26 protein-coding genes are annotated in these 26,812 nt (G+C 60.6%); 15 read left to right on the forward strand and 11 right to left on the reverse strand.

Translation table 11 applies throughout. The features are described 5' to 3' along the window. Window positions 1-22: 22 nt before the first annotated feature. On the forward strand, window positions 23-1,843 hold the full coding sequence (locus tag G359_RS03915) for a tetratricopeptide repeat protein (RefSeq protein WP_045837614.1): 1,821 nt from the start codon (window positions 23-25) through the stop codon (window positions 1,841-1,843). A 66-nt stretch (window positions 1,844-1,909) separates the two neighbouring features. After that, a complete protein-coding gene (locus G359_RS03920) occupies window positions 1,910-2,779 on the forward strand; it encodes a 4-(cytidine 5'-diphospho)-2-C-methyl-D-erythritol kinase (RefSeq protein ID WP_045835073.1) in 870 nt (289 codons plus the stop codon). Between the two features lie 12 nt (window positions 2,780-2,791). Here G359_RS03920 and G359_RS03925 read toward each other — a convergent pair whose 3' ends face one another. After that, window positions 2,792-3,808: a polyprenyl synthetase family protein gene (locus tag G359_RS03925; RefSeq protein WP_045835074.1), complete on the reverse strand. Its 1,017-nt coding sequence runs from the start codon at window positions 3,806-3,808 to the stop codon at window positions 2,792-2,794. Between the two features lie 102 nt (window positions 3,809-3,910). On the opposite strand from G359_RS03925, the gene G359_RS03930 reads away from it, so the two are divergent. The 7 genes from G359_RS03930 to glyS all read left to right on the forward strand — a co-directional run bounded on the left by G359_RS03930 (window position 3,911) and on the right by glyS (window position 9,876). Then, on the forward strand, window positions 3,911-4,144 hold the full coding sequence (locus G359_RS03930) for a putative signal transducing protein (RefSeq protein ID WP_045835075.1): 234 nt from the start codon (window positions 3,911-3,913) through the stop codon (window positions 4,142-4,144). Beyond that, on the forward strand, window positions 4,131-4,931 hold the full coding sequence (locus G359_RS03935; protein WP_045835076.1) for a tRNA1(Val) (adenine(37)-N6)-methyltransferase: 801 nt from the start codon (window positions 4,131-4,133) through the stop codon (window positions 4,929-4,931). Before G359_RS03930 ends, G359_RS03935 begins: the two co-directional genes overlap by 14 nt. A 95-nt stretch (window positions 4,932-5,026) precedes the next feature. Next, entirely contained in the window at window positions 5,027-5,857 is an 831-nt protein-coding gene (locus G359_RS03940) for a S49 family peptidase (protein ID WP_045835077.1), read from the forward strand. Between the two features lie 20 nt (window positions 5,858-5,877). Beyond that, window positions 5,878-6,087: a hypothetical protein gene (locus tag G359_RS03945; protein ID WP_045835078.1), complete on the forward strand. Its 210-nt coding sequence runs from the start codon at window positions 5,878-5,880 to the stop codon at window positions 6,085-6,087. 146 nt (window positions 6,088-6,233) lie between these two features. Then, window positions 6,234-7,184: a glycine--tRNA ligase subunit alpha gene (locus G359_RS03950; RefSeq protein ID WP_045835079.1), complete on the forward strand. Its 951-nt coding sequence runs from the start codon at window positions 6,234-6,236 to the stop codon at window positions 7,182-7,184. Beyond that, on the forward strand, window positions 7,181-7,567 hold the full coding sequence (locus G359_RS03955; RefSeq protein ID WP_045835080.1) for a hypothetical protein: 387 nt from the start codon (window positions 7,181-7,183) through the stop codon (window positions 7,565-7,567). Before G359_RS03950 ends, G359_RS03955 begins: the two co-directional genes overlap by 4 nt. Window positions 7,568-7,707: 140 nt before the next feature. Then, complete coding sequence (glyS, locus tag G359_RS03960; protein WP_045835081.1) at window positions 7,708-9,876, forward strand: glycine--tRNA ligase subunit beta; 2,169 nt, start codon at window positions 7,708-7,710, stop codon at window positions 9,874-9,876. A gap of 90 nt (window positions 9,877-9,966) precedes the next feature. Here the strand turns inward: glyS and G359_RS03965 are convergent, their stop codons facing one another. The 4 genes from G359_RS03965 to G359_RS03980 all read right to left on the reverse strand — a co-directional run bounded on the left by G359_RS03965 (window position 9,967) and on the right by G359_RS03980 (window position 14,206). Then, the gene (locus G359_RS03965; protein WP_045837615.1) at window positions 9,967-10,269 is read right to left on the reverse strand and encodes a hypothetical protein; all 303 of its coding nucleotides are present in this window, start codon (window positions 10,267-10,269) and stop codon (window positions 9,967-9,969) included. 178 nt (window positions 10,270-10,447) lie between these two features. After that, window positions 10,448-12,349 (reverse strand): ABC-F family ATP-binding cassette domain-containing protein, encoded by a 1,902-nt coding sequence (locus G359_RS03970; RefSeq protein ID WP_045835082.1) that lies wholly within the window; start codon window positions 12,347-12,349, stop codon window positions 10,448-10,450. A 41-nt stretch (window positions 12,350-12,390) separates the two neighbouring features. Next, window positions 12,391-12,741 (reverse strand): DUF3147 family protein, encoded by a 351-nt coding sequence (locus tag G359_RS03975; RefSeq protein ID WP_045835083.1) that lies wholly within the window; start codon window positions 12,739-12,741, stop codon window positions 12,391-12,393. A gap of 4 nt (window positions 12,742-12,745) precedes the next feature. Further along, a complete protein-coding gene (locus G359_RS03980; RefSeq protein WP_245279924.1) occupies window positions 12,746-14,206 on the reverse strand; it encodes a DUF4339 domain-containing protein in 1,461 nt (486 codons plus the stop codon). Between the two features lie 173 nt (window positions 14,207-14,379). Between G359_RS03980 and ndk the strand changes: the two genes are divergently transcribed. Together ndk and G359_RS03990 are read left to right on the forward strand one after the other, a co-directional pair. Continuing rightward, window positions 14,380-14,802 carry a nucleoside-diphosphate kinase gene (gene ndk, locus G359_RS03985; RefSeq protein ID WP_045835084.1) on the forward strand — a complete coding sequence of 141 codons (423 nt, stop codon included), beginning with the start codon at window positions 14,380-14,382 and terminating at the stop codon, window positions 14,800-14,802. A 56-nt stretch (window positions 14,803-14,858) separates the two neighbouring features. Then, window positions 14,859-15,374 carry a DinB family protein gene (locus G359_RS03990; protein WP_045835085.1) on the forward strand — a complete coding sequence of 172 codons (516 nt, stop codon included), beginning with the start codon at window positions 14,859-14,861 and terminating at the stop codon, window positions 15,372-15,374. A gap of 100 nt (window positions 15,375-15,474) precedes the next feature. Here the strand turns inward: G359_RS03990 and G359_RS03995 are convergent, their stop codons facing one another. The 3 genes from G359_RS03995 to purN all read right to left on the reverse strand — a co-directional run bounded on the left by G359_RS03995 (window position 15,475) and on the right by purN (window position 18,262). Then, the gene (locus G359_RS03995; protein ID WP_045835086.1) at window positions 15,475-15,669 is read right to left on the reverse strand and encodes a hypothetical protein; all 195 of its coding nucleotides are present in this window, start codon (window positions 15,667-15,669) and stop codon (window positions 15,475-15,477) included. 383 nt (window positions 15,670-16,052) lie between these two features. Further along, window positions 16,053-17,414: a cytochrome P450 gene (locus tag G359_RS04000; protein WP_045835087.1), complete on the reverse strand. Its 1,362-nt coding sequence runs from the start codon at window positions 17,412-17,414 to the stop codon at window positions 16,053-16,055. 194 nt (window positions 17,415-17,608) lie between these two features. Beyond that, on the reverse strand, window positions 17,609-18,262 hold the full coding sequence (purN, locus tag G359_RS04005; protein WP_045835088.1) for a phosphoribosylglycinamide formyltransferase: 654 nt from the start codon (window positions 18,260-18,262) through the stop codon (window positions 17,609-17,611). A gap of 215 nt (window positions 18,263-18,477) precedes the next feature. On the opposite strand from purN, the gene G359_RS04010 reads away from it, so the two are divergent. Further along, on the forward strand, window positions 18,478-19,794 hold the full coding sequence (locus tag G359_RS04010) for a glycosyltransferase (RefSeq protein WP_045835089.1): 1,317 nt from the start codon (window positions 18,478-18,480) through the stop codon (window positions 19,792-19,794). Here the strand turns inward: G359_RS04010 and G359_RS04015 are convergent. Beyond that, window positions 19,787-20,878: a glycosyltransferase family 4 protein gene (locus G359_RS04015; RefSeq protein WP_045835090.1), complete on the reverse strand. Its 1,092-nt coding sequence runs from the start codon at window positions 20,876-20,878 to the stop codon at window positions 19,787-19,789. The genes G359_RS04010 and G359_RS04015 overlap by 8 nt on opposite strands. Window positions 20,879-21,074: 196 nt before the next feature. Next, the gene (locus G359_RS04020; protein ID WP_045835091.1) at window positions 21,075-21,344 is read right to left on the reverse strand and encodes a hypothetical protein; all 270 of its coding nucleotides are present in this window, start codon (window positions 21,342-21,344) and stop codon (window positions 21,075-21,077) included. 264 nt (window positions 21,345-21,608) lie between these two features. Here G359_RS04020 and G359_RS04025 point away from each other — a divergent pair, with 264 nt between their 5' ends. Beyond that, the gene (locus G359_RS04025) at window positions 21,609-23,429 is read left to right on the forward strand and encodes a methanol/ethanol family PQQ-dependent dehydrogenase (RefSeq protein ID WP_045835092.1); all 1,821 of its coding nucleotides are present in this window, start codon (window positions 21,609-21,611) and stop codon (window positions 23,427-23,429) included. 100 nt (window positions 23,430-23,529) lie between these two features. Here the strand turns inward: G359_RS04025 and purM are convergent, their stop codons facing one another. Next, a complete protein-coding gene (gene purM / locus G359_RS04030; RefSeq protein ID WP_045835093.1) occupies window positions 23,530-24,660 on the reverse strand; it encodes a phosphoribosylformylglycinamidine cyclo-ligase in 1,131 nt (376 codons plus the stop codon). 220 nt (window positions 24,661-24,880) lie between these two features. Between purM and G359_RS04035 the strand changes: the two genes are divergently transcribed. After that, window positions 24,881-26,017, forward strand: a complete 1,137-nt coding sequence (locus G359_RS04035; RefSeq protein ID WP_045835094.1) for a DUF2066 domain-containing protein — start codon at window positions 24,881-24,883, stop codon at window positions 26,015-26,017. Between the two features lie 197 nt (window positions 26,018-26,214). Further along, window positions 26,215-26,769: a CDP-alcohol phosphatidyltransferase family protein gene (locus G359_RS04040; protein WP_045835095.1), complete on the forward strand. Its 555-nt coding sequence runs from the start codon at window positions 26,215-26,217 to the stop codon at window positions 26,767-26,769. Window positions 26,770-26,812 lie beyond the last annotated feature (43 nt).

Below are 26,812 nucleotides of genomic sequence, written 5' to 3' on the forward strand. Positions count from 1 at the left end.
CGGCAGCAAAGGAAAAATGTCGATGCGGGGACCCCTCGGGCGTGTGCTGAGTGTAGGCCTTGGTGCGATCGCGATGACCGTCGCCGGGTTTTTCAGCGAGGCTCCGGCCCGCTCTCAAGACCAGGACCTTGGTCAGGACGAGGCGTCGACCTCGGTACTCGGCAACTATCTGGCCGGACGTTTTGCGCGCGCCGCGCAGGATACCCAGGAAGCCGCAAATTTCTACGGCAAGGCCCTCGAGCGCGATCCGAAGAACGAAGTTCTGCTGGAGCAGGCGTTCCAGATGGAGACGATGTCGGGCAACTGGCCGAAGGCCATTCCTCTCGCCGAACAGCTGACGGCGACGCGTCAGTCGCATCGGATGTCCCAGTTTCTATTGGGCGTGACCGCTTTCAAGAGCGACGACTTCAAGAAAGCCGAAGAGCATTTCGCCGCGGCGTCCGAAAATCCCATTGGCGAGCTGACGAGCGCGATCGCCGTCGGCTGGACACGTCTCGCGGCCGGCGATGCCGATGGCGCGCTGAAGGCGCTCGATATGCCGAAGCAGCCGGACTGGGCGCAGTTCTACCTGCGCTATCACAAGGCGTTGATAGCCGACCTCGCCGGGCGCAAGGCCGATGCGCGAGCGTCATATGAGAAGGTCTTCAAGCAGGATAGCCGTACGCTCCGTACCTCGCTCGCCTACGCGCAGTCCGCTGCCCACTACGGCGACTTCAAGACCGCGCGTCAGGTGATCAAGGAGCAGCTTGCGAAGACTCAGGGCGATCCACATCCGCTCGCGAAAGAGATGCTGGACATCATCAATCGCAAAGAGAAGCCGCCACTCTTGATCTCCAATGCGAAGGACGGCTTGGCGGAAGTATTCTATGGCCTCGGCGAGGCGCTTGCCGGTGAAGGCGGCGTCAGCCTCGGAACGATCTATTTGCAGCTCGCACTCGATGCGAAGCCAGATCACGCTTTTGCGCTCGCGGCACTCGCCAACGCGCAGGAAGCCGTAAAACGGTACGGCGACGCGATTGCGACATACGACAAGATTCCCCAAGGCACGCCCTTGCAGAGCGCGATCGACATCCGCAAAGCTTTTGATCTGAACTCTCTCGACAAGTCCGACGAAGCCAAAGCAATCCTCACAAAGCTCATCGAAACAGACCCGAAGGATGTTCGTCCGCTCGAGGCTCTTGGCAACATCATGAGAGCGCGGAAGGATTACGCGGGCGCCGTGACGTACTTCACAAAGGCCCTTGCGGTTCTCAATAAAGGTGACCCGCGCAACTGGGGTTACTACTATGCACGCGGCACGTCTTACGAGCGGCTGAAGAACTGGCCTGCTGCTGAAGCGGATCTGAAGCGCGCGCTCGCGCTTGCTCCTGATCAGCCGCTGGTTCTGAATTATCTCGGCTATTCCTGGGTCGATCAGGGCAAAAACCTCAAGGAAGGAACGCGCCTGATCGAGAAGGCCGTGCAGCTGAAACCGGATGATGGCTATATCGTCGATAGCCTCGGATGGGCGCACTTCAAGCAGGGCAACTTCAAGGAAGCCGTGCGCTTCCTGGAACGCGCCGTCGAGATCAAACCCGAAGATCCGACGTTGAACGATCACTTGGGTGACGCCTTCTGGAAGGTCGGACGCGAACGGGAGGCACGGTTCCAGTGGAGCCAGGCGCTTTCCCTCGAACCCGAACCGCAGGACGTCGATAAGATCAAGGCCAAGCTCGAACGCGGCCTCGACGCGAAGGGCGAAGCCAAGAACGCCGAGAAGACGCGGCAGGTCGAGAGGGATGAAAACTCCCGCCGGCGCAGCGAAAATAAGGCCGGATCGCCCCAGAGCAGGGCGGTGGAGTAAACTGCTGCAAAGCCGGATAACAATGACGGGCGCCAGTGGCGCCCGTTTTCATGCTGCTGAGATCTCATGCCCCTGAAGCCGGAATTCGCTCCCGCCAAGATCAATCTGACGCTTGAAATTCTCGGACGGCGTAGCGATGGCTACCACGAGCTTCGGAGCCTCGTGGCATTCGCGGCCGATGCTGGCGACCGCCTGACGCTAACTGGCGAAACGCCCGCGTTGACGAAAGTCGAGGGGCCCTTCGCCGATGCACTCGGCCACGCCAATCTCGTCGATGCCACCGTCGAGACGCTCACGCGTATTCTTCCCAATGTCATTCTCGGTGGTCTGACGCTGGAAAAAAATCTGCCCGTCGCCAGCGGCATCGGCGGCGGATCGGCAGACGCGGCGGCGGCGCTTAGGCTTCTGAGCGCGGCGCATCCGGAAATCGCGCGGCTCGATTTACCCGTGATCGCGCGCACCCTCGGCGCCGACGTGCCGGTCTGCCTGCGCAGCCGCAGCGCGATGATGACAGGCATCGGCGAGACGATTGTCGACGTCCAATTGCCGGGAGAGATCTTCGCGATCCTCGCCAATCCGCTCATCGAAGTTCCGGAAAACAAAACGGCGGAAGTATTTCGTCTTCTCCGCGCCCCGCCGCTCGCCGCCGGTGCCACGAGCGAACGGCCGCCGGTCCTGTCGTCCTTCGGCGAGCTGATCAGATACGCGGCAACGCGCGGCAACGCGCTCGAAGCGCCCGCGTGCCAGCTTTTCCCCCAAATCCGAATGATGCTGTCGGAACTCGCAAAGCTCCCGCGTTGCAGGCTCGCGCAGCTCTCGGGCGCCGGGCCAACCTGCTTTGCCCTCTTCGACACGCAACAAGCGGCGGCGTATGGCGTGCGCATTCTCAAGGCCACCCAGCCTGAGTGGTGGGTAGCCGCGACCCGCTTGATCTAGTTCGCTAGCTTGTCAGTGGGTCCGGCTAATGCAGAAGCCGATGACCTGCTCGAGCGCATCCTTCTCCCGGCTCTCCGGAAAAATTGCCAGCGCATCGCGCGCAATCGCCCCGTAGGAGCGCGCCCGCTCGAACGTGGCCTCGATCGCTTTGTGCCGTCGCATGAGGCTGACTGCGTGTTCCAGATCGCCCTCCGCGATCTCGCCGTCGGCGATGGTACGGTTCCAGAACTGTCGCTCGTCGCTCGTGCCGCGCCGGAATGAAAGAATGACCGGCAGCGTGATCTTGCCCTCGCGGAAATCGTCGCCGACGGATTTGCCAAGGCTCCTGCTGTCGCCGGCATAGTCGAGCGCGTCGTCGACGAGCTGAAACGCCAGGCCCAGGTTCTTGCCATACGAACGAAGAGCAGCCTGCTCTTCCACCGGCCGCTGTGCCAGCGCCGCGCCGGATTCGGCCGCGGCAGAAAACAGCGCTGCAGTCTTGGAATTGATGATCGAAAGATAATCGTCTTCGGTAGTCGACGTGTTCTTCGCCGCCGCAAGCTGCATGACTTCGCCTTCAGCGATCGTCGCAGCAGCATTCGACATGATGCGAAGAACTGTCAGCGATCCGACGTCGACAAACATCTTGAAGGCTTGGCCCAGAAGAAAATCGCCGACCAGAACGCTCGCCTGATTGCCCCAAATCATCCGCGCCGTTTTGCGCCCGCGCCGGGTCGCGCTCTCATCGACGACGTCGTCGTGAAGCAGCGTAGCCGTATGCATGAATTCGACGGCGGATGCGGTACGGATGTGCCCGTTGCCGCCGTATCCGCAAAGCTTCGCACTCGCAAGTGCCAGCATGGGCCTGAGACGTTTGCCGCCGCTGTCGATCAGGTGATGGGCAAGCTCGGGGATCATATCGACATCCGACACTGCCTTGTCGAGAATGATCCGGTTTATGGCCTCGAGATCATCGGATACGAGATCGAGAAGCGGTTGAAGCTTCTGCCCCGTCTCACGAACGTCTTCGAGTGGAATCACGCGACCCAAGTTGGCCCCCAATTTTTACACCGTGCTAATATAAGTAGTTGCCTTTAGGCCGTCACCCAGCCTTCGCCGGTCCTGATTTCGATTAATAGTTTAGGATTTGCCATGCGCGAGTTGATTGTGACGAATGACCCCGTCCTCATCAGTTACGCAGAAGCGCTGCTGAAAGATCAGGGCATCAAAGCGGTGGTATTTGATCGAAATATTAGTCTTATGGAAGGGTCAATCGGCGCTTTCCCGCGACGTCTTGTCGTTCTCGATGAGCTATGGGCCAGGGGCGCCGAGATCCTGAAACAGGCTGGACTGGGTCAATGGGTGATCGGAAATGAGATTAAGTGACCCCGAGCAGTCCGTCATCGAGGCCGCAAGCGAAGACCTCTTTCTTGGTGAGGCGTTGACCGTTCGCCAGCCGCGCAACGGCTATCGCGCGGGGACCGACGCGGTGTTGCTTGCGGCGTGGCTAAGCCCGGAGACGGCAGGCGAAGGCCCGGTTCTCGATGTCGGAGCCGGTGTTGGTGTCGTCGGACTTTGCGTCGCGGCGCGTTGTCCGAACGCCAAGGTTCTGCTCGTGGAGCGCGAACCCGATCTTGCGGTGCTCGCGCGTCATAATGTCGAACGCAACGGACTGAAAATGCGCGTCTCGGTTGTCGAAGCCGATATCGCGCGCTCTTCCGATGCACTCTTACGTTCGGGTATCGCATCCGAGTCGTTTCCAGTCGTCCTGGCCAATCCGCCGTACCACCAGGAAGGGCGAAGCACGGCCGCGCCGAGCCCGCTGAAGGCCGTTTCGCATCAGATGGCGGAGAGTGCTTTGGAGACCTGGGCGCGCTTCATGACCCGGATGGCCAAGCCTGGGGGGCGCGTCGCGATGATCCATAAGGCGGAGGCCTTGCCCCAGATTTTATCCGTTTTCGAAGGCCGGTTTGGCGGCATCGATGTGCTGCCGATTTATCCGCGCGCGGGTGCATCTGCAATCCGAGTGATCGTCAGCGGCATCAAGGGCAGTCGAGCGCCGATCACGATCAAACCGCCGCTTGTGCTTCACGGGCCCGAGCAGGCGTTTCTGCCGGAGATCGAGGCCGTTTTCAGGCACGGCGCCGCACTTCCCGCGCAATTCGGCGGCTGATCGCCTCTGGCAAGACGCGACCGGTTGCACTAGATCATCCAACTCCCTTTCATGACGCAACGTCAGAGCAAAGTTGCTCGCAGGAGTGAAGCTTCATGTGGCCGTTTTCGCGCAAGCCCGTCGTCCCCGTTTTGCGTTTCAGCGGCCCAATCGGGATGGCAACGCCACTGCGTCCGGGGCTATCGCTCGCGAGTTACGCCGGTGCGATCGAAAAGGCGTTCTCGCTTTCGAAGCTTCCCGCCGTCGCAATTGTAATCAATTCGCCCGGCGGCTCGCCGGTGCAATCGAACCTGATCTTCAATCGCCTTCGCCAGATGGCGGCGGAAAAAGAAAAGCGCGTCTACGTTTTCTGCGAGGACGTCGCCGCATCGGGCGGTTATTTTCTCGCGATCGCCGGCGATGAAATTTACGCCGATCCGTCGTCGATCATCGGTTCGATCGGCGTCGTGTCCCGGAGCTTCGGCTTCGTCGATCTATTAGAGCGGCTCGGCGTCGAGCGGCGCGTCCATACGGCGGGCGCCGACAAAAACCAGCTCGATCCGTTCCTGCCCGAAGATCCAGACGACGTCGCGCGTCTGAAGGCGATCCAGCAGGACGTACACGACGTATTCATAGGTCTCGTAAAGGAACGCCGTCTCGGCAAGCTGAAGGCGCCTGATGCCGAACTCTTCTCGGGCGCATTCTGGTCAGCCTCAAAAGCCACCGACTTCGGCTTGATCGACGGCATTACCGACGTCCGCACCAAGATGCGGCAGATCTTCGGCGATAAGGTAAGGCTGAAGGTTGTCGAGCCTGAAAGGGCAGGGCTGCTTTCGCGCCTTCGCCGCGCGCCGGGCGCTTCAGGGCTCGGCAACGGTCTTGCATTTGCCGACGATCTGGTGTCGGCTGTGGAGACGCGATCTCTCTGGTCGCGGTTTGGGATTTAGGCGGCCCGGAGGGCCTTGCAATGCCCCCAGTCATGTTTCTCGCAATCGTAGGTATTGCTGGAATTGCCGGCTACCGGCTTTTGTCGGCGCTGTCCCGTAATGCTCAGTCCGGCGCGCGCAAGGCGGATCAAGCGATGCGGCGCGCGGCGGCCAATGTGCGCGACCTCGGGAATCTCGAATGGGATGAGGCGGCCGGCGTCTATAAGCCCCGGGCGAAGCGCGACAATTAGAAGTTCGCGCCAGATCGTTACGCGCCACCCGCCAAATCGCTGCGCTCCATGGTGCAGGAAAGTTCCCACCCGCGACGAGCAGAGCGTGACAAGGTTCCGGTAACGCGTATATTGCGCGCGAATTAAGCCCGAACGAGCAAAGACCAATGTCCCAAACGACGGTTTCGACGCGAGCCGCACGGCTTCCCGCGTTGCGTCCCAAAGATGCCTTTCAAGATCTCATTCTGACGTTGCAGAGCTTCTGGAGTGCTCAGGGCTGCGTCATCCTTCAGCCGTACGACATGGAAGTGGGAGCCGGCACCTTTCATCCGGCGACGACATTGCGCGCGCTCGGCCCGAAGCCCTGGTCCGCAGCTTACGTGCAGCCATCTCGCCGCCCGAAGGACGGCCGCTACGGGGAGAACCCCAACCGGCTGCAGCACTACTATCAGTTTCAAGTCATCATGAAGCCGTCTCCTGCGAATATTCAGGAGCTCTATCTCGCGAGCCTCGATGCCATCGGCATCGACACGTCGCTAAACGATGTTCGCTTCGTCGAAGACGACTGGGAAAGCCCGACGCTCGGCGCTTGGGGTCTCGGTTGGGAGGTCTGGTGCAACGGCATGGAAGTCTCGCAATTCACCTACTTCCAGCAGGTCGGCGGCTTCGACTGCAATCCGGTCGCGGGCGAGATCACCTACGGGCTCGAGCGCCTTGCCATGTACGTTCAGGGCGTGGACCGGGTTTATGATCTGAATTTCAATGGCCGTGATGACGACAAACGCCTGACATACGGCGACGTCTTTCTGCAGGCCGAACGCGAGTATTCGCGGTTCAATTTCGAGCACGCCGACACCGAGCTGCTGCTCCGCCATTTCAGGGACGCTGAGGCCGAGTGCAAGGCATTGCTCGAGGCCGGGGCGAAAGGTGGCGAGGAGCACTTGCTCGCGCTTCCCGCCTACGATCAGTGCATCAAAGCGAGCCATATCTTCAACCTGCTCGACGCTCGGGGCGTGATTTCGGTCACGGAGCGCCAGAGTTACATCCTACGCGTCCGGGACTTGGCGAAAGCCTGTTGCGCCGCGTGGCTAAAGACAGAAGGAGGAGGACGCGCATGAATGACACAACGCTCGGCATAATCGCGCTCGCTGTACCGCTACTCATTGTCGGTTTCTTCGCCCTGCGGCGAACGCCCGCGATCTTCGCATTTTTCGTGGCGCTGATTGCCGTCGGCATCGGCTACCTCCATACGACCGGCGCGACGCGCGACATCGGGCACACGGTCAGAGCGACGCTTCCTGCAGGGATCTTGCCGGAACACAAGCAGGCAGCCCAGGAAACGGCGCCGGCCGCGGAAGGTGCCGCTATGAAGGCGGAGACACCCCCGCCGGCACCCGCGCCAGAGGCTGCGCCAGCGGCGCCTGCGGCACCCACGAGCCCGGCGCCCGAAAGCACGCCCGCTTCGACGCCAGCTCCGGCACCGGCGCCAACGAACCCTTAACGACTTTCTCTCCCCGTTGCGTCACGCAATGGGGAGAGGCCTAGGGTGGGGCGCGCCAGAAGCGGCCCGCATCTCTAACCCTCGCCCGTGCTCTTTCCTGTATGACGGGATGAGAGCCATTTCACCGAGATCGATCTTGCATGTCTGAACTACTACTCGAGCTCCTGTCGGAGGAGATTCCGGCGCGCATGCAGTTGCGCGCAGCGGATGATTTGAAACGCCTCGTCATCGACGGCCTGAAATCGCGTGGCCTCGAAGTCGGCGAAGCGCGGAGCTTTTCGACACCGCGACGGCTTGCGCTCGTCATCGAGAACGTACCCGCAGGCTCGCCCGCAATCTCCGAAGAAAAGAAGGGCCCGCGCGTCGGCGCGCCCGAGCAGGCCGTGCAAGGCTTTCTGAAATCTGCGGGGCTCGCGTCGATCGACGACGCGACGATCGTCAAGGACGAGAAGAAGGGCGATTATTACGTCGCCAAGATCGAGAAGCCCGGCCGCCCCGCGCCGGAAATCATCGCCGAAACGGTGACGGACGTCGCCAACAAATTCCCCTGGCCCAAATCCATGCGCTGGGGCTCGCAGCCCTTCCAGTGGGTGCGCCCGCTGCAGTCCGTGCTCTGTCTGCTCGGCGGCAAGGTCGTCCCGTTCGAGATTGCGGGGCTGGCATCGAGCAATGAAACGCGCGGTCATCGCTTCCTTGGACCGGGCCCCTTCAAGGTGAAGAGCTTCGCCGACTATGAGGCAAAGCTCGCAGAGCATCACGTGAAGCTCGATCCCGCCAAGCGCGTCACGACGATCTCCGAAGAAGCCCACGCACTCGCGAAGGAAGCAAAGCTCGAACTCGTCGAGGACGAGGCGCTGCTCAACGAAAACGCCGGGCTCACCGAATGGCCCGTCGTGCTGATGGGCACGTTCGACAAAGCCTTCCTCGAAGTGCCGGGCGAAGTTCTGATGACGTCGATGAAGACGCATCAGAAGTGCTTCTCGCTGCGCGATCCGAAATCGAAGAAGCTCGCCAACAAGTTCCTGCTCGTGTCGAACCTCGTGGCGACGGACGGCGGCGCGCAAATCGTCTCCGGCAACGAGAAGGTGATCCGCGCCAGACTTTCGGACGCCAAGTTCTTCTGGGAACAGGACTTGAAGCATCCGCTGGGTGAGATGGCAGGCAAGCTCGCGGGCATCACGTTCCACGAAAAGCTCGGCAGCCAGAAAGACCGCGTCGATCGCATCGAAGAGCTGGCGTTTGAACTCGCGGGAGCCTGCGATGCCGATCCGCAGGACGCGCGCCGCGCGGCCGGTCTCTGCAAGGCCGATCTCGTTTCCGAGATGGTCGGCGAATTCCCCGAGCTTCAAGGATTGATGGGCCGCTATTACGCGGAACACGTCGGCACCAAGCCTGAAATCGCCCGCGCCATCGAGCTGCACTACAAGCCGAAGGGCCCGACCGATGTCGTGCCGCGCGAGGATCAGGGCGATGCCGTGGCCGTTGCCGTCGCGCTCGCCGATAAGCTCGATACGCTCGTCGGTTTCTGGGCCATCGGCGAAAAGCCGACAGGCTCAGGCGATCCCTACCAGCTCCGCCGCGCCGCGCTGGGCGTCATCCGCATCGTGCTGGAAAACGACCTCCGCCTGCCGTTGATGACCACTCTCGAAGCTGCAGCGACCTCCGCGGAGAAAGCTGCTCATGCGCGCGCACTAGCCGACGCTAAAAAGAAGTCCGGCGCGGGGGGGGCAGCACATGCCCTTGCGCTTGTGGATTGGGCAGACAGAAAGGTGAGGTCAAACTCCGTAGACCTCCTCTCATTCTTCGCCGACCGTCTGAAAGTCTTCCTCAAAGATCAGGGCAAGCGCCACGATCTGATCGATGCCGTGTTCGCGCTCGGCGGCCAGGATGATCTGGCGCTCATCGTCCGCCGCGTCGAAGCGCTCGACGCGTTCCTGAAATCGGATGACGGTGCGAACCTTCTCGCGGGCGTGAAGCGCGCAGCCAACATCCTCTCGATCGAGGAAAAGAAGGACAAGAAATCCTACGCCGGTCCTTATGATCTGGCACTTCTGAAAGAGACCGAAGAGACGGCACTCGCGGCCGCCATCGAGGCGGTGAAGCAGGATACGGTCGCGGCGATCCAGGTCGAGAATTTTGCAGGCGCCATGCGCGCACTGTCGGAACTCCGTGCGCCGGTCGATCGGTTCTTCGATAAAATTCTCGTCAACGCCGACGATCCAAAAATCCGCGAGAACCGCCTCCGGCTCCTGTCGGAAATCCGCGCAGCAACGCTGACTGTCGCCGACTTCTCGAAAATCAGCGGCTAATCAATCACGCAAAAAAAATCCCCGGCGGAAACGCCGGGGTTGAAGTTATGCGGAGGAATAGGCTCGAAGCTAGTTAGTAGGTCGTCAGTCTCAATTCTTCGCGGCGGTAGGCTCAGAAGCAGCCACCATCGCGAATTTCGTCGGCGCAGAGACTTTCTCGCTCGGATAGGTCACACGCTGTGTTTCTGAGGTGAAATAGTTGGGACCGCTCACGGCGCTGAGCCAATGAACGGTGATATTCGCTGCGTAAGCAAATGTGATGATCGCGACCACGACGCCGATCGACAGCACCGCGACGTAAGCAAGGTATTCAGAAACCACCAACTTCGCGCTCGCAGCCTGTGCGCGAGAAGGCTTCGGATTGAGGGGGTGGTAGACGAATTTCTGCTTCATGGCTGTTCTCTGCTGGCGCAGTACGTGGGGGGCACTCTCTGCCTGCGCGATCACTTGAACTTCGTGAAGCTGAAATGGGTTCCGAATCCCCTTTCGTCCAGATGTGGGCAACAGCGACGAATTCGCCGCGACGGCTACGATTGCCGCACGAAATGTCCGAAAATTGGAATTTACGAGCCTAGGCTTCGACTTCCGCCGAGGCTTCCTCGTAGGCCTCAGTCGCCGAAAGCCATGCATCTTCAGCGGCCTGCAGTTCGCGAGCGAACTGTCCGCGCTTCTGGGCCGCAGCCTGCGCACGCGGAGGATCGGCGGTGTAGATCTCGGTATCTCCGAGCACGGCATCGAGAGTAGCGATCTCTTTGGTGAGCCTATCGACCTGCTTTTCAGCCGCGACCATCGCCTTCTTCAGCGGCGCAAGCTCTGCCCGCCTTTCGGCAGCTGCACGCCGCTGATCCGTACGCGATGAGCGAGCATCTCCGTTCGCCTCGTCGCGACGTTCAGAAGTCCGCGCCCCGCGCTCCTCGAGCAATAGCGAACGATAGGTTTCCATGTCGCCGTCGTAGGACGAGACGGCGCCGTTGCGCACGAGCAAGAGCCGGTCCGCGCTCGCTTCGATCAAGTGCCGGTCGTGGCTGATCAGAATGACCGCACCGTTGTATTCCATCAGCGCACGGATCAAAGCTTCGCGGCTATCGACGTCGAGATGGTTCGTCGGCTCGTCGAGGATCAGCACATGCGGACCATGGAACGCTGTCAGCGCTAAGAGCAGCCGCGCCTTCTCGCCCCCTGAAAGCTTCGAGCACGCCGTATCGGCCTTCGCGGCGCTGAAACCAAATGTTCCGAGCTTGGTCCGCCGTTGTGCCTCCGTCGCGTCCGGCATCAGCTTCAGCATGTAGTCATAAGGTGTCGCATTCGGCTGCAAATCGTCGAGCTGATGCTGCGCGAAATATCCAACCTCGATTTTCTGCGCGCCGAACGTGTTGCCGGATAATGGCTTGAGGCGCCCCGCAATCAATTTCGCAAGCGTCGACTTGCCGTTGCCGTTCTGTCCGAGCAGCGCGATGCGATCATCATTGTCGATGCGCAGATCGATGCCGGAAAGAATGGGCCGCTCCGGCTCATATCCGGCGCTCGCCTTTTCAATTCGCAAGAGCGGGCTGGCGATAATCTTCTGCGGATCGGGAAAGTGGAACGGCACCACGCGCTCATCAACCTGCTCGGCGATCGGTTGCATTTTTGCAATCGCCTTGATGCGGCTCTGCGCCTGCGAAGCCTTCGTCGCCTTTGCTCTGAAGCGATCAACAAATGCCTGCAAATGCCGCCGCTGCTCGTCCTGCTTTTTCTTGAGCTTCATCTCAAGGCGCTGCTTCTCGCGCCGCGTCTCCTCGAAATCATCGTAGCCGCCGGAGTAGAGCGTCAGCTTCCCCTTATCGAGATGCAGGATCGACGACACGGCGCGATTGAGGAGATCGCGATCATGGCTGACAATCAGGACGGTGTGCGGATAGGCCTTCAAATGGTTTTCGAGCCAGAGCGTGCCTTCGAGATCGAGGTAGTTCGTCGGCTCGTCGAGCAGCAGAATATCGGGCTTCAGGAACAGGATCGCGCCGAGCGCCACGCGCATACGCCAGCCGCCGGAGAACTCGCGGCAAGCGCGCCGCTGCGCATCCTCATCGAAGCCGAGGCCTGACAGAATGCGCGCCGCCCGCGATGGCGCCGAATGCGCCTCGATGTCCGTCAGCCGCATCTGGATTTCGGCGATGCGCTCGGGGTCTGTTGCGTGTTCGGCCTCGGCGAGCAGGCTTGCCCTTTCCGTGTCGGCCGAAAGCACCCAATCGAGCAGGCTATCGTCGCCGCCGGGCGCTTCCTGCGCGACGTGGCCGAGGCGGGCATTCCGTGGAATGGAAATCGACCCGTCGTCCGGTGAGATCTCGCCCTTCAGAAGACGCAGGAGCGTCGTCTTGCCCGCACCGTTGCGACCGACAAGCCCGACCTTATGGCCAGACGGAATAGCGGCCGTCGCCGCTTCCAAAATAGGTCTGCCTTCGATGCGATAGGTGAGATCATTGATATGGAGCATAAGCGAAGCCGATAGCCGGTCCGCCGCGTCCTGTCACTGGGTCAGAGAGCTACGCCTAAGCGCGCCAGAATACTGGCCATCAATGCGTAGGCCGCGAATGTCACGGCGCAGGCAATAACAAGGCTCAGCCAGAAATCGAAGCCGCGCGCCAGAAGCAACGGCAGTACGATGAACAGCACCAGCGACGGCAGCACATACCAGAAGATGCTGTAGGAAAGGCTCGCGACCTTTCCCGCGTCGCCCGTTTCACCATAAAGCCAGATGAACGCTAAGAGCGATGTGAGCGGCAAAGAAGCGATTATCCCGCCGAAAACGGTAGAGCGCTTGGCCACCTCGGAAATCGCAACAACCAGGACCGCGGTCAGAAGAACTTTGATCGCGGTGTAAATCATGGCTTCAGCCCGATACCACAGGCTTCAGCGTTTCATAGAGCAACCTGTCGCGCACGGCTTTGTCCTGCACGGCGAGGTGCGCGATGAACCACTCCTGCACCATCTTGCAGACCTGTTCCGGCTCGCGCTTCGCAAGCAGCTTCGGATTGGAGAAGACCTGCAGATCTTCTTCTTTCCAGCCGAGCTTGCTGAGCTCTTTGATCAGGAGGTCGTAGTCGCTCTTGACGGCCGAGTCATGCTTGACCGGGTTCTTCGTGCCTTCCGAGATGGCCTCGAAAATCGCGCCGGCCTGCGCATTGAGCGCCGTCGCCGTCTCCGGATGCTCCATCATCTGTACGACGGCCGGGCTGGTCTCGCCTTTCGAAATGAAGCCGAAGCAGGCGCTGACGCTTTGCGCTCTGAGCGATTTCAGATGATCGAGGAAAGCCTGAGCGATCGCTTGCAGCCTGTCTGAACTCGCGTTCAACGCCTTATCAGCGTTCTGTCGCCGAAGATTGACGAGACCCTGCGCCAACAGCGCAGCGACTTCGTTATCCGACTTGTTTTCGGCGACGAGCTTGTTCGCATCCCCGACCTGGGAGGCGTACCAATCCGGGTATTCTTTCTTGATCAGCGACCACACCGCAACTTTTTGCAGGCGCTGGTCGAGCGGCGACCCATCGATGCCCGTTGATGGCAAAGCCGCAGGCGGTTGCGGATCGATGGTCGCAACTTGCGTCCGCGTGTTCGATGTATCGGGAGCAGGCGTCGGATCAGGCTCGGGCGACGATACGGACGAGGTCGTCGTCGACGCATTCGAAATCACGTCGCTGGCTGCCGGAGGCGCGGAGGTCGTCACTGAATCGCCGGACGGAGAAGGCGTTGGCTGCGCCTCGGCCACTGCGTTGGAGTGAAGATCGGTAGCGGGAGCGGAAACGATGGGCGCGTGCTCAGCCGATGTGTTGGGACCCGAAACCATATCGGCGATCGGGCCGCGATACGTCGCGAGCGCAAATGCACCGCCGCCGATGAGCGTGATGGCAACGCTCGCGAGCGCCAACCGCTTCACGACGTTGCGTTCTGGCCGCGGAGCGGTTTGCTCGGAATAGTCGACGCCGTTGCTGTCCTGGTGCGCGCTAACCGGAGTGGGGTAATGGGCCGGCTGAGAGAACGAGCTTGCGCTTGATGCCTGAGCACGCGCGGGAGCTTGCTTCGGTTCCTCGCCGAGCGCTTCGAACGCCGTCGGAAAAACGGTCGGCGCCGATTGCCACTCGGGCATCCCTGGCCGCCAGATAAGATCGCTGAGACGAAGGTAATTATGCGCCACGAACGTGCGCATCTCGACGTCAGTCAGCGGCCCGTGCTGCTTGCCGTCGCGAGCAATGTACCACTGAATTTCGTTGGCCTGTCCCGTCATCATCGCTTCTTCGCACACGTAGGCATCGATGCCTAACCTCTCGACCGTGCGCCTCGCGCCGGTCCACACTGTTCATACGCAATTGCGCCCGTCAATCGGGCGATTATGCGGTAAACCACGACTTTTACGTATGACGTGCAACCGAATGCCTCGACTCGGGCACGCCAAGCGCTTGCTGGCGGCTGTTCGCGTCGCTATAAGCCCGCTCATCCCACATAAAATCCGCAAAGCGAGACAGACTTATGGCCATCGAACGCACGTTTTCCATTATCAAGCCCGACGCAACGCGCCGTAATCTTACAGGCAAGATCAATGCCGTGATCGAAGACGCGGGTCTGCGCATCGTGGCCCAGAAGCGTGTCCGTTGGACCCGTGCGCAAGCTGAGAAATTCTATGAAGAACACAAGGCGCGGCCATTTTACGGCGAACTCGTAGATTTCATGACATCCGGCCCCGTCGTTCTCCAAGTTCTGGAAGGCGAAAACGCCATCGCGAAATACCGCGAAGTCATGGGCGCGACCGACCCGAAAGAAGCGGCTGACAGCACGATCCGCAAGCTGTTCGCCGAATCCAAGGGCTCGAACTCAACCCACGGATCAGACAGCGCAGCTGCCGCCGATCGCGAAATCGCCCTCAATTTCCGTCTCGATGAAATCGTCGGCTGAACGGTCGGCAATTTTGCCGGCCTGGTTCGGATCATAACGCTCTAGGGATCAGGGATATGATCTCGCCAAGCTATGTTCGCACTCTGGCGCGCTATAACAGTTGGCAAAACACCAACCTTTATGGCGCGTCCGAAAGCCTTAGCGACGCGCAGCGCAAAGAGGATCGAGGCGCTTTCTTCGGCTCGATCCACGCTACGCTCAATCATCTTCTATGGGCGGATCAGACTTGGATGAACCGGTTCGGCGCAGCGCCGCCCCCCGGGAAACGCAGTATCGCGGAGGGCGTGAGCCTCTTTGAGGCCTGGGACGAACTGAGGGAAGAGCGCCGCCGGTTCGACCGCGTCATCCAGGATTGGGCGGACAACCTTGAGCCGTCGGCTCTGGAAGGTGAGTTGACGTGGGTCTCCGGCGCCACCGGGCGCGAGCTGACGCGACCCAGAGCCTTGCTGATCGCGCATCTGTTCAATCATCAGACCCACCATCGGGGCCAAGTGCACGCCCTGCTGACCGGCTTTGGCATCAAGCCGGGCATGACCGACATGCCGTTCGGAGAAAATATTTACGCGGGCTGAAACTCTTCCGCGCTCGGCGGCCGGCTCTCCGAAGGAGAGAGTCGCCGAGCGCCATTGGGGTACTCGGCTCGGCGGCCGGCTCCCCGCAGGGAGCCGCCTATCAGGCGGCCGCGACCCAGCTCCCGGCAACAAATCCGAATGCGACGGCATCGGGATTGCGACGCGCTGTTTCGAGAAGCTTCTCTGGCGATTCGACTTCGAGCGAATTCGAAGTATGTCCTTTTGATTTGCGAGACTTCGCACCCGTCAACAAAAAGACGGGCTTGCCAAGCACTACAGTTCTCACGGACTCCATGGTGAGGGGCCTCCTGGAGTTTGGAACCTAGGTGGATGTCACCGGGGGAAGTGACACCTGGAAAGTCCTTTTAAATCGCTAACGTGCCATCAGTATGACAGTCTCGCCCCGCCTTGAATACCAAGTGGGTTCGCATCTGCGAGGCGCTACAACTGAATTCGCGAGTTCATTCAGCATTTGGCGCATGAGAGAATATGCGAATAGGTCGCGAATTAGCTGTGGAAAAGATTGCTCACACGCTTCCAGCGACGGCATCAATCGCAATTCGCGCAAAATTGTAGAAGCCCGGACGAGTCGCTTTCATTCGAGTTCGGAAGAATTGAAAAAGGCCGGAACGTCAGTCCCGGCCTTCTCCGAAAATTCACGCACATCGAGAAGAGACGTCAGCTCAACTCTCTGATTTTGAACGGCAGTCCGCCCTTCGGCGTCAGCGTCACCGTGGCATTGAGGCCCGCAGGATATTTGCCCACGTACTCCGGCCGGAAACGGCGGAGCAGCAGCGAGAGCGCCAGCGTATTCTCGACTTGGCTCATCGCGCCGCCAATGCATGAACGCTTGCCCGCGCCAAACGGGATGTAGCTGTATTTCACCTGCTTCTTGGCGTTGCCCGCCATCCAGCGTTCCGGCTGGAAGGATTCGGGCTCCGGCCAGAATTTTGCGTTGTGATGAGCGCCATAAGCGAAGAGCGTCACCCGGTCGCCCGGATTGATCTTCACGCCGCCGATCTCGTCTTCCGCCTGTGCGACGCGGATCAAGCCCCAAACGGGCGGATAGATCCGCATCGTTTCCTGGATGACCGCGCGCGTGTAGGCGAGCCCGGAATAATCCGCAGCGGTCGGTTCACGGTCGCCGTAAACCTGTTCGCCTTCCTGGCGAATGCGCTCGGCAGCCTCTGGCCGCCGGGAAATTTCATAAAGGGCCCAAGCAAGCGTCAGCGCCGTCGTCTCGGTGCCCGCCCAGAGGTATTGCTTCAGCTCGTCGACGGCCTGATCGCGGTCGAACTCGGGAACCGTCGGATCGGCCACCGCCGCTTCGATCATCTTCAGAAGCGTGCGCTCGCGTTCCTCACGCGGGTCGGCGCCCATGACCGCCGGCGGAACGCTCGCCCAGACTTCCATCGCCTTGGCGGGATCGACTTCCGTCATCTCGAAGACTTCGCCGGCCTGCTTGCGCAGGCGGATGTCGCGATGGTTCATCACGTCGGTGTAGGTCTTCACGCATTTGAAGACGACGTGAGGATTGAACGGCATGTCCCGGTCGAACAGCGCCTTGCAAATCATGTCGGCCGCGAGCGTCCACGTCTGCTCGACCATTTCGACCGTGTCGCCGCTCTTTGCGAGTTCGCTCCACAGCGCCATCTTCGTCTCGATGGCCTTGAGGAAGTACGGAATGTATTCGGCGAACATGTCGGGATGAAACGCCGGCTGCTGCGGCATCCGGATCTTCTGCCAGAGCGCGCCGTCGTTGGTGATCATCGACTTGCCGAAGATCGGCTTGAGACCGTCGAAATACTTGGTGTAGCTGTCAGCCTTCGTCACGAGCACGTGCTTGAAGTACTCGGGTTCCGAAATCAGCACCACGCGCTGGTTCGCCATCGTCACGGGCAGAACCGGGCCGTAGCGATCCATCATGTGCATCAGGATGCGCATCGGGTTCTCGGGATCGCCGCGCAGCAGCGGCGTCAGTTTGAACCAGATGCTAGACTCTTCACCTAGTCCCAGAGCGGTGCTGGGGGTAGTTTCCATAAGCATTTCTCCAATCGGAATCCGGCAGTGCCATGCGCGCGCGCACCCAAAGGGAGCTTCGAACAGCTCGAAACTGCGCGCTGCACGTCAGATCACCGGATCTCCCCTTCCGGATGCCACAGAATTACCACGGTTCGGGGGGTGCCTGTCCATGCGACGGCCAGCGCAAGGTAACTATCAAATCTCGGTGTGTCTTAGATTGCAGGGGAAAATAGCGTGTCAGTTCCGCCAGAATGCTGATTTATAGTTACTTTTTGAACTCCGAATTGAATTCCACCTGCGGCGACAAGTCTTAGCGCTGCCGGGTAAACTCGGTGTTCAGCTTCAAGCACGCGCGCCGCAAGCGTATCTGGACTGTCGGTTGGAAAGACCGGAACCGCAGCTTGAGCGATGATCGGCCCCTCATCCATCTCCGCCCGGACGAAATGCACCGTGCAGCCCGCGATCTTTACGCCAGCTGCCAGCGCTCGCTCGTGGGTGTGAAGACCTTTGAAGCTTGGCAGCAATGAAGGGTGAATGTTGATCATGCGATCGCGCCATCGTTCGACGAACGCCGGTGTCATCAGCCGCATGAACCCCGCCAGCGCGACAAGTTCCACGCCGTGCTCGTCCAGCACCGTTTGCAGGCGGGATTCAAACGCTTCCCGGGAGGGAAACTGTTTGTGGTCGACGACGGCGGTCCGCAGGCCCTGCTTCTCCGCCCAGCCGATACCCGGCGCCTCCGGCCGGTTCGAAGCGACAAGCACGATTTCGGCCGGATAGTCGGCCGTGCGAGAAGCCTCGACGAGCGATTTCATGTTCGAGCCGCGGCCCGAGATCAAAATGGCGGTGCGTTTTTTTGTGCTCATGGCGCGGGTCTAGCAGAGCCCGCCGCATCAGGCGAGAGCGGCTTTTGATGCCGATCAGCCACGAAATTCCAACTTGTTAGCCAACGTTATGCTCAGAGATTGCGACAAGTATTCGCCTCACGCATGCTGACGGCGATCGGGCACGATCGAATAAATTCAGCAGGGCGGGTCCGCGACGTGACGAACGCGGGCGCTAAATCAGCAATCGGACGGCAATGGCGCGCAGAATTTCGCTCCTCACAGTCGGGACACTGGGTGATGTCGAGCCCATGGTCGCACTGGGGCTCGCACTGAAAGAGGAGGGGTACGAGGTCAGCCTCGCCGTCCCGGAGGACTTTCAAGATTTCGTCGAGAAGCACGGGCTGGAATCGCGCCGCTGCGGCAGCGACTTCTCCAAATTCATGAAAGACGGCGAAATGGCTGAAGTTGCCGGTCGCCACACCCTCGTGATGATGAAGAAATGGCTTTGGCCGGGCCGCGATATGCGGGCTTTGTTCGAGGGCATCTATCGCGATGCCGTCGCTGCCTCCGCCGACGCCGATGCGATCCTGTTCCACCCGGTCATTTCGGTCGGCGGCGAAATCGCGGAAGCAAAGCGCATCCCCGCGATCCTTGTCGGTCTCGGATCGGTTTCACCCTCGGCGGAAGCGCTTCTTTCCTGCATCCCCGGAACCGGGAAGCCAGCCTGGAACAGGCACGGCTATTCGGTATTGGGCCTGCAGAGGCTCGCCTACTTCTCAGTCATCAATGAAATTCGGTTGTCGCTTGGACTGCGGCGAACCTATAGGCTGAAACATCCCCATCACGTCGATGGCCGCCGCGTACCGGTCTTGTACCCGGTCAGCCCGGTTCTACAGCTCCGTCCGAACACCGACGGCGATGAGATTTACTTCACGGGCTACTGGTCCCGCGAAACCGCGCCGGACTGGCGACCATCCCAGAGACTGGCCGACTTCCTGTCAGCCGGACCGCGTCCGATCTATATCGGTTTCGGCAGCATGCCCGCGCTTGGGCTGGAGCGCTCGGAATTGATCTTGCGAGCCTGCGAAGCAGCTGGACAGCGCGCGATCATCGGCAACGGCCGAGGCGAATTCCATCGCCTGCCGCTGTCGGAGAATTTCTATCTGCTCGACGAGTACGCACCCCACGATAAGCTTTTCCGGGAGGTCGCCGCAGTCGTTCACCACGGTGGCATCGGCACAACGCACTCTGCTCTTCGTGCGGGTCGCCCGAGCTTCGTCTGTCCCTTCATGCTCGATCAGAAATATTGGGGACACACCGTCTTCCAGCTCGGCGCCGGACCCGATCTTCTCGAAATCCAAAATTGGACTGAAGCGTTGCTGACGGAAAGAATCCGCGACGTGGCGACCAATCCAAAATATGCCGCTCGCGCTGGGGATATCGGCCGCGCGATGCAATACGAAAACGGCACCGCTCGCGCCGTCGAGATCGTCCGCAGCATCGTCGGCGAACCGCTCGAAAACGCGTCTCCCGAAATCGTTCTCAAACCGGTGAAAGAATTCGCTAGCTGATCGGGCGCGCGCTTGGCTTGATTTGCGGGCCGCCGGCTCTAGCTCTGAATAGCCGCCTACCAAGCCCGGTTGCCCGCCGCGCCTGGTAAACGTTGGCAAGGAAGATGTTTGCGACCCGTGCCCAATCGCGCTGCATCGCCTGGACGCGAATCTGATCGCGGTCGAGCTTCAGGCTCGCGAGCGCCGCGGCCCTGAGGTCTTCGTCGAGATATCCGGTGACGCCGGGCGTCACGACGTCGATCGGTCCAGTCACCGGATAGGCGGCGATGCCGAGGCCCGAAGCCATTGCTTCCAGCAACACCAGTCCGAACGTATCGGTCCGGCTTGGAAAAACGAAAACGTCGGCGTTCGCATATTCGCGCGCGAGATCATCCCCAGTTTTCGATCCCTTGAAAATCACGTCCGTATACTGACGACGCAGCGTGCCGAGAATGGGGCCGTCGCCGACGACCACCTTCCGCCCCGGCAGATCGAGTTTCAAAAACGCTTCGACGTTCTTTTCCAGCGACACTCGTCCGACATAGAGAAAGGTCGGCCCCGATTCGTTGTCGGCGCCCTGCTCATCGGACGGCGCTCGCGGCTTGAATTGATTGGTATCGACGCCGCGCGACCAGAGCATCAACCGGCGAAAGCCGCGCCGCGCGAGATCCGCTCTGAGAGACGGCGTCGCGGCAAACGTACCGATGCTTGGCCGGTGAAAGCGCCGCTGAAAGGCGTAGCTGATCCAAGCAGGCAGCCCGGTGTACGTCTCGATGTACTCGGCAAACCGCGTGTGAAACGACGTTGTAAAGCGAATGCCCCGCCGCAAGCATACCGCGCGCGTCGCCCACCCGATCGGCCCTTCCGTCGCGATGTGAACGTGGTCGTAGGCGCCGTCTTTGAGCAGCGTGGCGATCACAGACCGTCGCGCCAGAGCCAGCCGGATCTCGCGGTAACCTGGGCAGGGAACCGTCGCAAAATCGAGCGGCGATAAGATCGTGACGTAATGACCCGCCGCCTCGAGCTCGCGTTTCAGGTTCTCATAGGTGCGCACCACACCGTTGACCTGCGGCTTCCAGGCGTCTGTGGCGATGAGGAGTCGCATGACGCTACCTCGAAGTTGGGCTGCAATCCCCTCGGTCAGCGGAGTCTGCGAGGCAGCCAGGTCGGCCCAAGCCTATGCTTGAGCCCATAACGAGAGGCGATTCCGAATCTTGTGTTCGGTGCACCTCGCTTCTGACGCGTGCTCTTTTCGTTTGTATGACAGTCGGGCGGAATTACCGGTAGAACGGGCCGGTTAATCATCTTTGAGCTTGGGCCCGCGTTGTCGCGAAGTCGCGGCCACCGCGTCCCGCAATGCGTCGCCAGGTCATGAATGGACGAATATCCGTAAACTGACCGTCGGCTAGCCGTGCCATGGGCGGCGTATCGTGATCCTGGTAGATAACCTCGGCGACGAACCACCGGTCTGATAGGCACGGCTCACCGCTGTCCTCGAACGCCCGCAGGGGAATCCGGTACTTGATTTCGATGATTTCTCCGACCACGAGGTCGGCGGCATTGCCGGACATGTGGTTCCTCCGATAACCGCGTTGATTCCGGCGCAAACTAGCTCTGAAATTTTTCATTTCCGTGGCGTTCTTTTGCTCACTTCCGCTGCAAAGGATTAATGAGAGAATTGAGTATCAGCGGTCGCGCGGGCGTAATCGGGATGTCGCGGACGCTTCAGCTTGCCGCCTTTAAATTTTTTTCATTCCGCAGCTCTGATGAGCGCCATGTGCTCCAAGTCCGGATTTCCACGAATTCCGCGACTGAGCTCACTCGGAGGTTAGGGAATGAAGAAGCGGCTGTGCCTCGCGATCATCGCGCTAGCGGCGAGTTTTGCGACCGGTGCGCGAGCCAACCAGGATGTCATCGCGCATGCGAACGATCCTGCGAACTGGGCTATCCAATCCGGCGATTACAGCGGCCAGAGATATTCCACGCTCGATCAGATCAACAAGGACAATGTCGGCGAACTCAAAGTCGCCTGGACGCTCTCGACCGGCGTCCTCCGCGGCCATGAAGGCGGTCCGCTCGTCATCGGCAACACGATGTATCTCGTCACGCCTTTTCCGAATGTCGTGATGGCTCTCGATCTCGCCCACGATCAGAAGATCCTCTGGAAGTATCAACCCAAGCAGGATCCGTCCGTCATCGCCGTGATGTGCTGCGACAGCGTCAATCGCGGCGTGCAGTACGCCGAAGGCAAGATCCTCGTTCACACCGCCGATACATCTTTGATCGCACTCGATGCCAAGACCGGCATGGAGCTTTGGAAGGTTGCCGACGACGATCCGAAGAAGGGCGCAACCGGCACAGGCGCGCCGCTCATCGTCAAGGATAAGGTCATCGTCGGCGTCTCGGGCGGCGAATTCGGCGTGCGTGGTTACATCACCGCCTACGACTTGAACTCCGGTTATAAGCTGTGGCGCGCGTATTCGATGGGCCCCGACGAGGACATCCTTGTCGATCCGGAAAAAACGCTCGTCCTCGGCAAGCCAGCCGGCAAGGATTCATCACTCACGACTTGGAACGGCGATCAGTGGAAGATCGGAGGCGGCCCAGTTTGGGGCTACATGGCTTACGATCCGGAGCTGAACCTCATCTATTACGGAACGGGAAATCCCTCGACGTGGAACCCGGTTCAACGCGCCGGTCCGGGCGGCAAACCGATCGATCAGAAATGGGCGATGACGATGTTCGCCCGTGACGTCGACACCGGGGTCGCGCGATGGGCCTATCAGATGACGCCGTTCGACCAATGGGATTACGACGGCATCAATGAGCCGATCCTCGCCGATCTGGAATTCAACGGCTTCAATCGCAAAACCGTGACGCACTTCGATCGCAATGGCTTTGCCTACACTTGGGATCGCGCAACGGGAGAGCTGCTCGTCGCCGAGAAATTCGATTCCGATACCAACTGGGCGACGGCGATCGTGATGGACAAGAACGATCCGAATTACGGACGTCCCATCGTCGCAAAAAAGTTCGCGCCCTTCGAGACCGGAACGGATGACACGACGAAGGGCATCTGCCCATCCTCGCTGGGCTCCAAGAACCAGCAGCCGGCGTCATATTCTCGTCTGACAGGCCTCTTCTACGTGCCGGTGACGCGCATGTGCATGGACTATGAGCCTTTCAAGGTTTCCTACACCGTCGGCCAGCCCTACGTCGGCGCGACGCTCACGATGTATCCTGCGCCCGACGCCAAAGACGCAACCGGCGGCCTCATCGCTTGGGACGGCCCGAAAGGAAAAATCGTCTGGTCGAAGCCCGAGCGCTTCGCCGTTTGGTCCGGCGTGCTGACGACGGCAGGCGGAATAGCGTTCTACGGCACGCTGGAGGGTTACTTGAAAGCCGTTGATCAAAGAGACGGCAAGGAACTCTTCAAGCTCAAGACGCCGTCCGGCATCATCGGTAACCCGATGACGTACATGCACGCGGGCAAGCAGTACGTCGCGGTCTTCTCCGGCGTCGGCGGCTGGGCCGGCATTAGCCTCGCCGCCGGTCTCACCAATCCGGACGATGGTTCCGGCGCCGTCGGCGGCTTCGCCAAGCTCGCCGATTACACGAGCCTCGGCGGATCGCTCACCGTTTTCGCGTTGCCCTGAGTTTTAACGATGCCTCCGGCCGGCTCGCGGCACGCGTGTCGGAGGCATCAAGCAAAAAGCCTACGCTTCCGGCCGGCTCGCGGCACGCGTGTCGGAAGCGTCAACTAAATTGCAGTTTGCCCTCGTACTTCACGGCCCAGGCTTCGCCTTTGCCCTTCGCCTCGGACTTTTCTCCGGTCGGAGGGATCACATCGCCCATGATAACCGGCTGTTCGCCTGCTTCCTTGAGCTTCGCGATGACCTCGTCGACGCGGCCCTTCGAAACGACAGCGATCATGCCGATGCCGCAGTTGAACGTCCGAAGCAGCTCGGCGTCGTCGATGTTGCCGCTCTTGGCGAGCCATCCGAAAACCGGCGGCACGTCGAAGGAAGCAAGATCGATGCGCGCTGCCACGTCCTTCGGCATCACGCGCGGAACGTTTTCAGAAAGGCCGCCGCCCGTGATGTGCGACAGCGCTTTGATGGCGCCGTTCATTCCCGATCCGCCCGTTGCGCGGATCGCGGCGAGAAGCGGTTTGACGTAAATGCGCGTCGGCGTGAGAAGCACTTCCGCGATTGATTGCTCGGGCGCAAACGGCGCGGGCGAATCCCAATTCAGCCCGGCGTGTTCGACGAGCTTTCTGACGAGGCTGTAGCCGTTCGAGTGCACGCCCGACGATTTCAGCCCGATCAGAATGTCCCCGACGGCGATATCGGCGCGCGGCAGAATTTCATCGCGTTCGACGGCGCCAACCGAGAACCCTGCGAGATCATAGTCGCCGCTCTTGTAGAGACCCGGCATCTCGGCGGTTTCTCCGCCGATCAGCGCGCAACCCGCATCCCGGCAGCCATCGGCAATGCCGGCGATGACTTCGCGCGCCGCCGCGACGTCGAGTTTGCCCACGGCAAAGTAATCGAGAAAGAACAGCGGTTCCGAGCCCTGGACGACGAGATCGTTGACGCACATCGCGACAAGATCGATTCCGATTGTCGAATGCCGTCCTGTCTCGATGGCGATTTTGAGCTTCGTGCCGACCCCATCATTCGCAGCAACGAGGATCGGATCGCGAAAGCCGGTCCGCTTCAAATCGAAGAGACCGCCGAATCCGCCGAGATCGACGTCGGCGCCGGGGCGGCTCGTTGCGCGCGCCAGCGGCTTGATCGCAGCGACCAGCGCATTGCCGGCATCGATGTCCACGCCCGCATCGGCATAGGTGATGGATTGTTTCGGATTTTCGTCAGCCGCGGGCATTAGTCCTCATCGTGGGGAGAGTTTGGGGATAGAAGCTGCGTCCATGAACGGCGCGGCGAGGAGGCATCGGTTAAACTCACTTTTGCCCCATTGCCAACCCGTGATGGGGGTCGTAGCAGCGACTTGACCTGAGAGCAAACGAAGGGATCGTTGGCAGGTTCCGAGGATGCTTAACTCGCCTGCCATATACATCGCCTAAATCGGGAAACGGGGGATTAAGGTGTCCGTTGGTCGCTGCCTAGCCATCGCAATAGCCATCTGGACGGCGACCGTTGGTCTCAACTCTGGGCCTGCGATCTCAGCAAGCGCTGACGTCGCCTACACCGTCGCCAACTATCCGGTCGAAGCGACTGCGGATAACGCCGTCGCGGCCAAGGATCAGGCGATGGCCGATGGTCAGCAGGCAGCCTTCCGTTCGCTTCTGAAGCGGCTGGTGCCGGTGACCGCCTATAAGCGGTTGTCCGCCGTCTCGGATTTGAAGGCCGGAGATCTGGTTTCGGGTGTCTCTGTGCGTTCGGAGCGCAATTCCGCGACCGATTACATCGCGAGTCTGGATTTCTCGTTCCAGGCGGACGCGGTTCGCTCCGCGCTTTCGCGCCAGGGGATTCCTTTCGTCGATCAGCAGGCGCCTCCGGTCACGGTTTTGACGGTCATGCAGCAAGGCAATCCGCCGGCCGCCGGAAACGATTCCGGCCTGTGGCGCCGCGCCTGGACGGGGCTCGACCTGAAGCACACGGTCACCCCGATAACAGTGAAGGATCTGAAGCCGTCGATCCGCCCCGATACCGTCGCCGCAATGCTCGCCGGCGACGACCAGGGCCTGCGCGCGCTAACGAGCGACTACGGAACCGGCCTCGTCGTGATGGCCGTCGCCGAGCCGGATATGGCGTCGAAGAAGCTGACCGTAACCCTCGCCGGACGCGACGCGGTCGGACCGCTGCTTTTGAAGCGAACGTACCGTATCTCCGACGGCGATCTCGATTACGCGTCCCAGCTCGCAGCCGTCGTGGCGCTGGGCGTCCTGGAAGGCCGCTGGAAGGCCATCAAAACCGCCGGGCCGCCGCCCGCCGCCCCGAGCGCGGATATGCCTGTGTGGGCCGCGTCGACGAGCGGCAATGGCGAGGATGTTAGCCTCGTCGTTGAATTCTCGAGCTCCGATCAGTGGGACCAGATGCGTGCACAACTCCTCGACACGCCGGGGGTTGACGCGCTCAACATCGCCACCGTCACGGAAAACAGCGCTGACGTCTCGCTCAAATACCCGGGCGGCGCGCAAAGTCTGGCGAAAGCCCTCGGTGCCCGCGGACTGAGCTTGACGGGCGCCAACGGTGGCTGGGTTCTTCGTTCAAGTTATTGAAATAACTTATATATATCCGCGTAAGCTGGAATATCTTTTGCGTAGGAAGGCGCCAGAGGCGCACTCTCGTTGCTCCTGCATTACCGCAGTGCAAGGGAGGATGTTCTCGACGAAATAATCATCCAAAGGGTAGGGTCGCGCCGCTTGATCGGTTGCAACTTCGCCCAGGCCACAAAAAAGACGGGGACCATTTCGGCGTGAGCATTCCAAATCTTATTACGCTCGGCCGGGTCATTCTCGTCCCTGTGGTCTTTTGGCTGCTGCTGACGGGAGAGATCCAGGCTGCCTTCCTGGCGTTCGTAGTGGCCGGGATCTCGGACGCAGTGGATGGCTTCCTCGCGAAGCGCTTCAATTGGGAAACCGAACTCGGGGCCTATCTCGACCCGATTGCCGACAAGCTGCTCATCGTCTGCATCTTCATCGCCCTCGGCGTAACGGCCCGCTTGCCCTCCTGGCTGGTCATCCTGGTGGTGTCGCGGGATGTGCTGATCGTCATCGCGGTCGTCCTGTCCTGGCTGCTCGATCATCCGACGCCGATGAAGCCGCTCGCGGTCAGCAAAATGAATACCGTCGCTCAGATCGTGCTCGCCGCCACCGTCCTGGCGGATGAGGGGTTCGGGCTGAAGTTGAAAGGGCCGGTTCAGCTATTGACGCTGCTCGCGGCCGCGACGACGATCATCTCACTTGTGGCTTATTTGCGCGTCTGGCTGAAACACATGACGTTCTACGAAACGACGGGCTCGAAAAGCTGAGCGTTCCGGCGCATGTTTTCCCCGGGCTTATGATTTAAGGATC

Source organism: Hyphomicrobium sp. 99, from assembly GCF_000384335.2.
Taxonomy (GTDB): Bacteria; Pseudomonadota; Alphaproteobacteria; order Rhizobiales; family Hyphomicrobiaceae; genus Hyphomicrobium_B.

Bases quoted from the DNA above. Each gene is read 5' to 3' on its own strand.
- G359_RS03915 (WP_045837614.1), top strand. From the start codon at position 23: ATGCGGGGACCCCTCGGGCGTGTGCTGAGTGTAGGCCTTGGTGCGATC.
- G359_RS03920 (WP_045835073.1), top strand. From the start codon at position 1,910: ATGCCCCTGAAGCCGGAATTCGCTCCCGCCAAGATCAATCTGACGCTT.
- G359_RS03930 (WP_045835075.1), top strand. From the start codon at position 3,911: ATGCGCGAGTTGATTGTGACGAATGACCCCGTCCTCATCAGTTACGCA.
- G359_RS03935 (WP_045835076.1), top strand. From the start codon at position 4,131: ATGAGATTAAGTGACCCCGAGCAGTCCGTCATCGAGGCCGCAAGCGAA.
- G359_RS03940 (WP_045835077.1), top strand. From the start codon at position 5,027: ATGTGGCCGTTTTCGCGCAAGCCCGTCGTCCCCGTTTTGCGTTTCAGC.
- G359_RS03945 (WP_045835078.1), top strand. From the start codon at position 5,878: ATGCCCCCAGTCATGTTTCTCGCAATCGTAGGTATTGCTGGAATTGCC.
- G359_RS03950 (WP_045835079.1), top strand. From the start codon at position 6,234: ATGTCCCAAACGACGGTTTCGACGCGAGCCGCACGGCTTCCCGCGTTG.
- G359_RS03955 (WP_045835080.1), top strand. From the start codon at position 7,181: ATGAATGACACAACGCTCGGCATAATCGCGCTCGCTGTACCGCTACTC.
- glyS (WP_045835081.1), top strand. From the start codon at position 7,708: ATGTCTGAACTACTACTCGAGCTCCTGTCGGAGGAGATTCCGGCGCGC.
- G359_RS03965 (WP_045837615.1), bottom strand. From the start codon at position 10,269: ATGAAGCAGAAATTCGTCTACCACCCCCTCAATCCGAAGCCTTCTCGC.
- G359_RS03970 (WP_045835082.1), bottom strand. From the start codon at position 12,349: ATGCTCCATATCAATGATCTCACCTATCGCATCGAAGGCAGACCTATT.
- G359_RS03975 (WP_045835083.1), bottom strand. From the start codon at position 12,741: ATGATTTACACCGCGATCAAAGTTCTTCTGACCGCGGTCCTGGTTGTT.
- ndk (WP_045835084.1), top strand. From the start codon at position 14,380: ATGGCCATCGAACGCACGTTTTCCATTATCAAGCCCGACGCAACGCGC.
- G359_RS03990 (WP_045835085.1), top strand. From the start codon at position 14,859: ATGATCTCGCCAAGCTATGTTCGCACTCTGGCGCGCTATAACAGTTGG.
- G359_RS03995 (WP_045835086.1), bottom strand. From the start codon at position 15,669: ATGGAGTCCGTGAGAACTGTAGTGCTTGGCAAGCCCGTCTTTTTGTTG.
- G359_RS04000 (WP_045835087.1), bottom strand. From the start codon at position 17,414: ATGGAAACTACCCCCAGCACCGCTCTGGGACTAGGTGAAGAGTCTAGC.
- purN (WP_045835088.1), bottom strand. From the start codon at position 18,262: ATGAGCACAAAAAAACGCACCGCCATTTTGATCTCGGGCCGCGGCTCG.
- G359_RS04010 (WP_045835089.1), top strand. From the start codon at position 18,478: ATGGCGCGCAGAATTTCGCTCCTCACAGTCGGGACACTGGGTGATGTC.
- G359_RS04015 (WP_045835090.1), bottom strand. From the start codon at position 20,878: ATGCGACTCCTCATCGCCACAGACGCCTGGAAGCCGCAGGTCAACGGT.
- G359_RS04020 (WP_045835091.1), bottom strand. From the start codon at position 21,344: ATGTCCGGCAATGCCGCCGACCTCGTGGTCGGAGAAATCATCGAAATC.
- G359_RS04025 (WP_045835092.1), top strand. From the start codon at position 21,609: ATGAAGAAGCGGCTGTGCCTCGCGATCATCGCGCTAGCGGCGAGTTTT.
- purM (WP_045835093.1), bottom strand. From the start codon at position 24,660: ATGCCCGCGGCTGACGAAAATCCGAAACAATCCATCACCTATGCCGAT.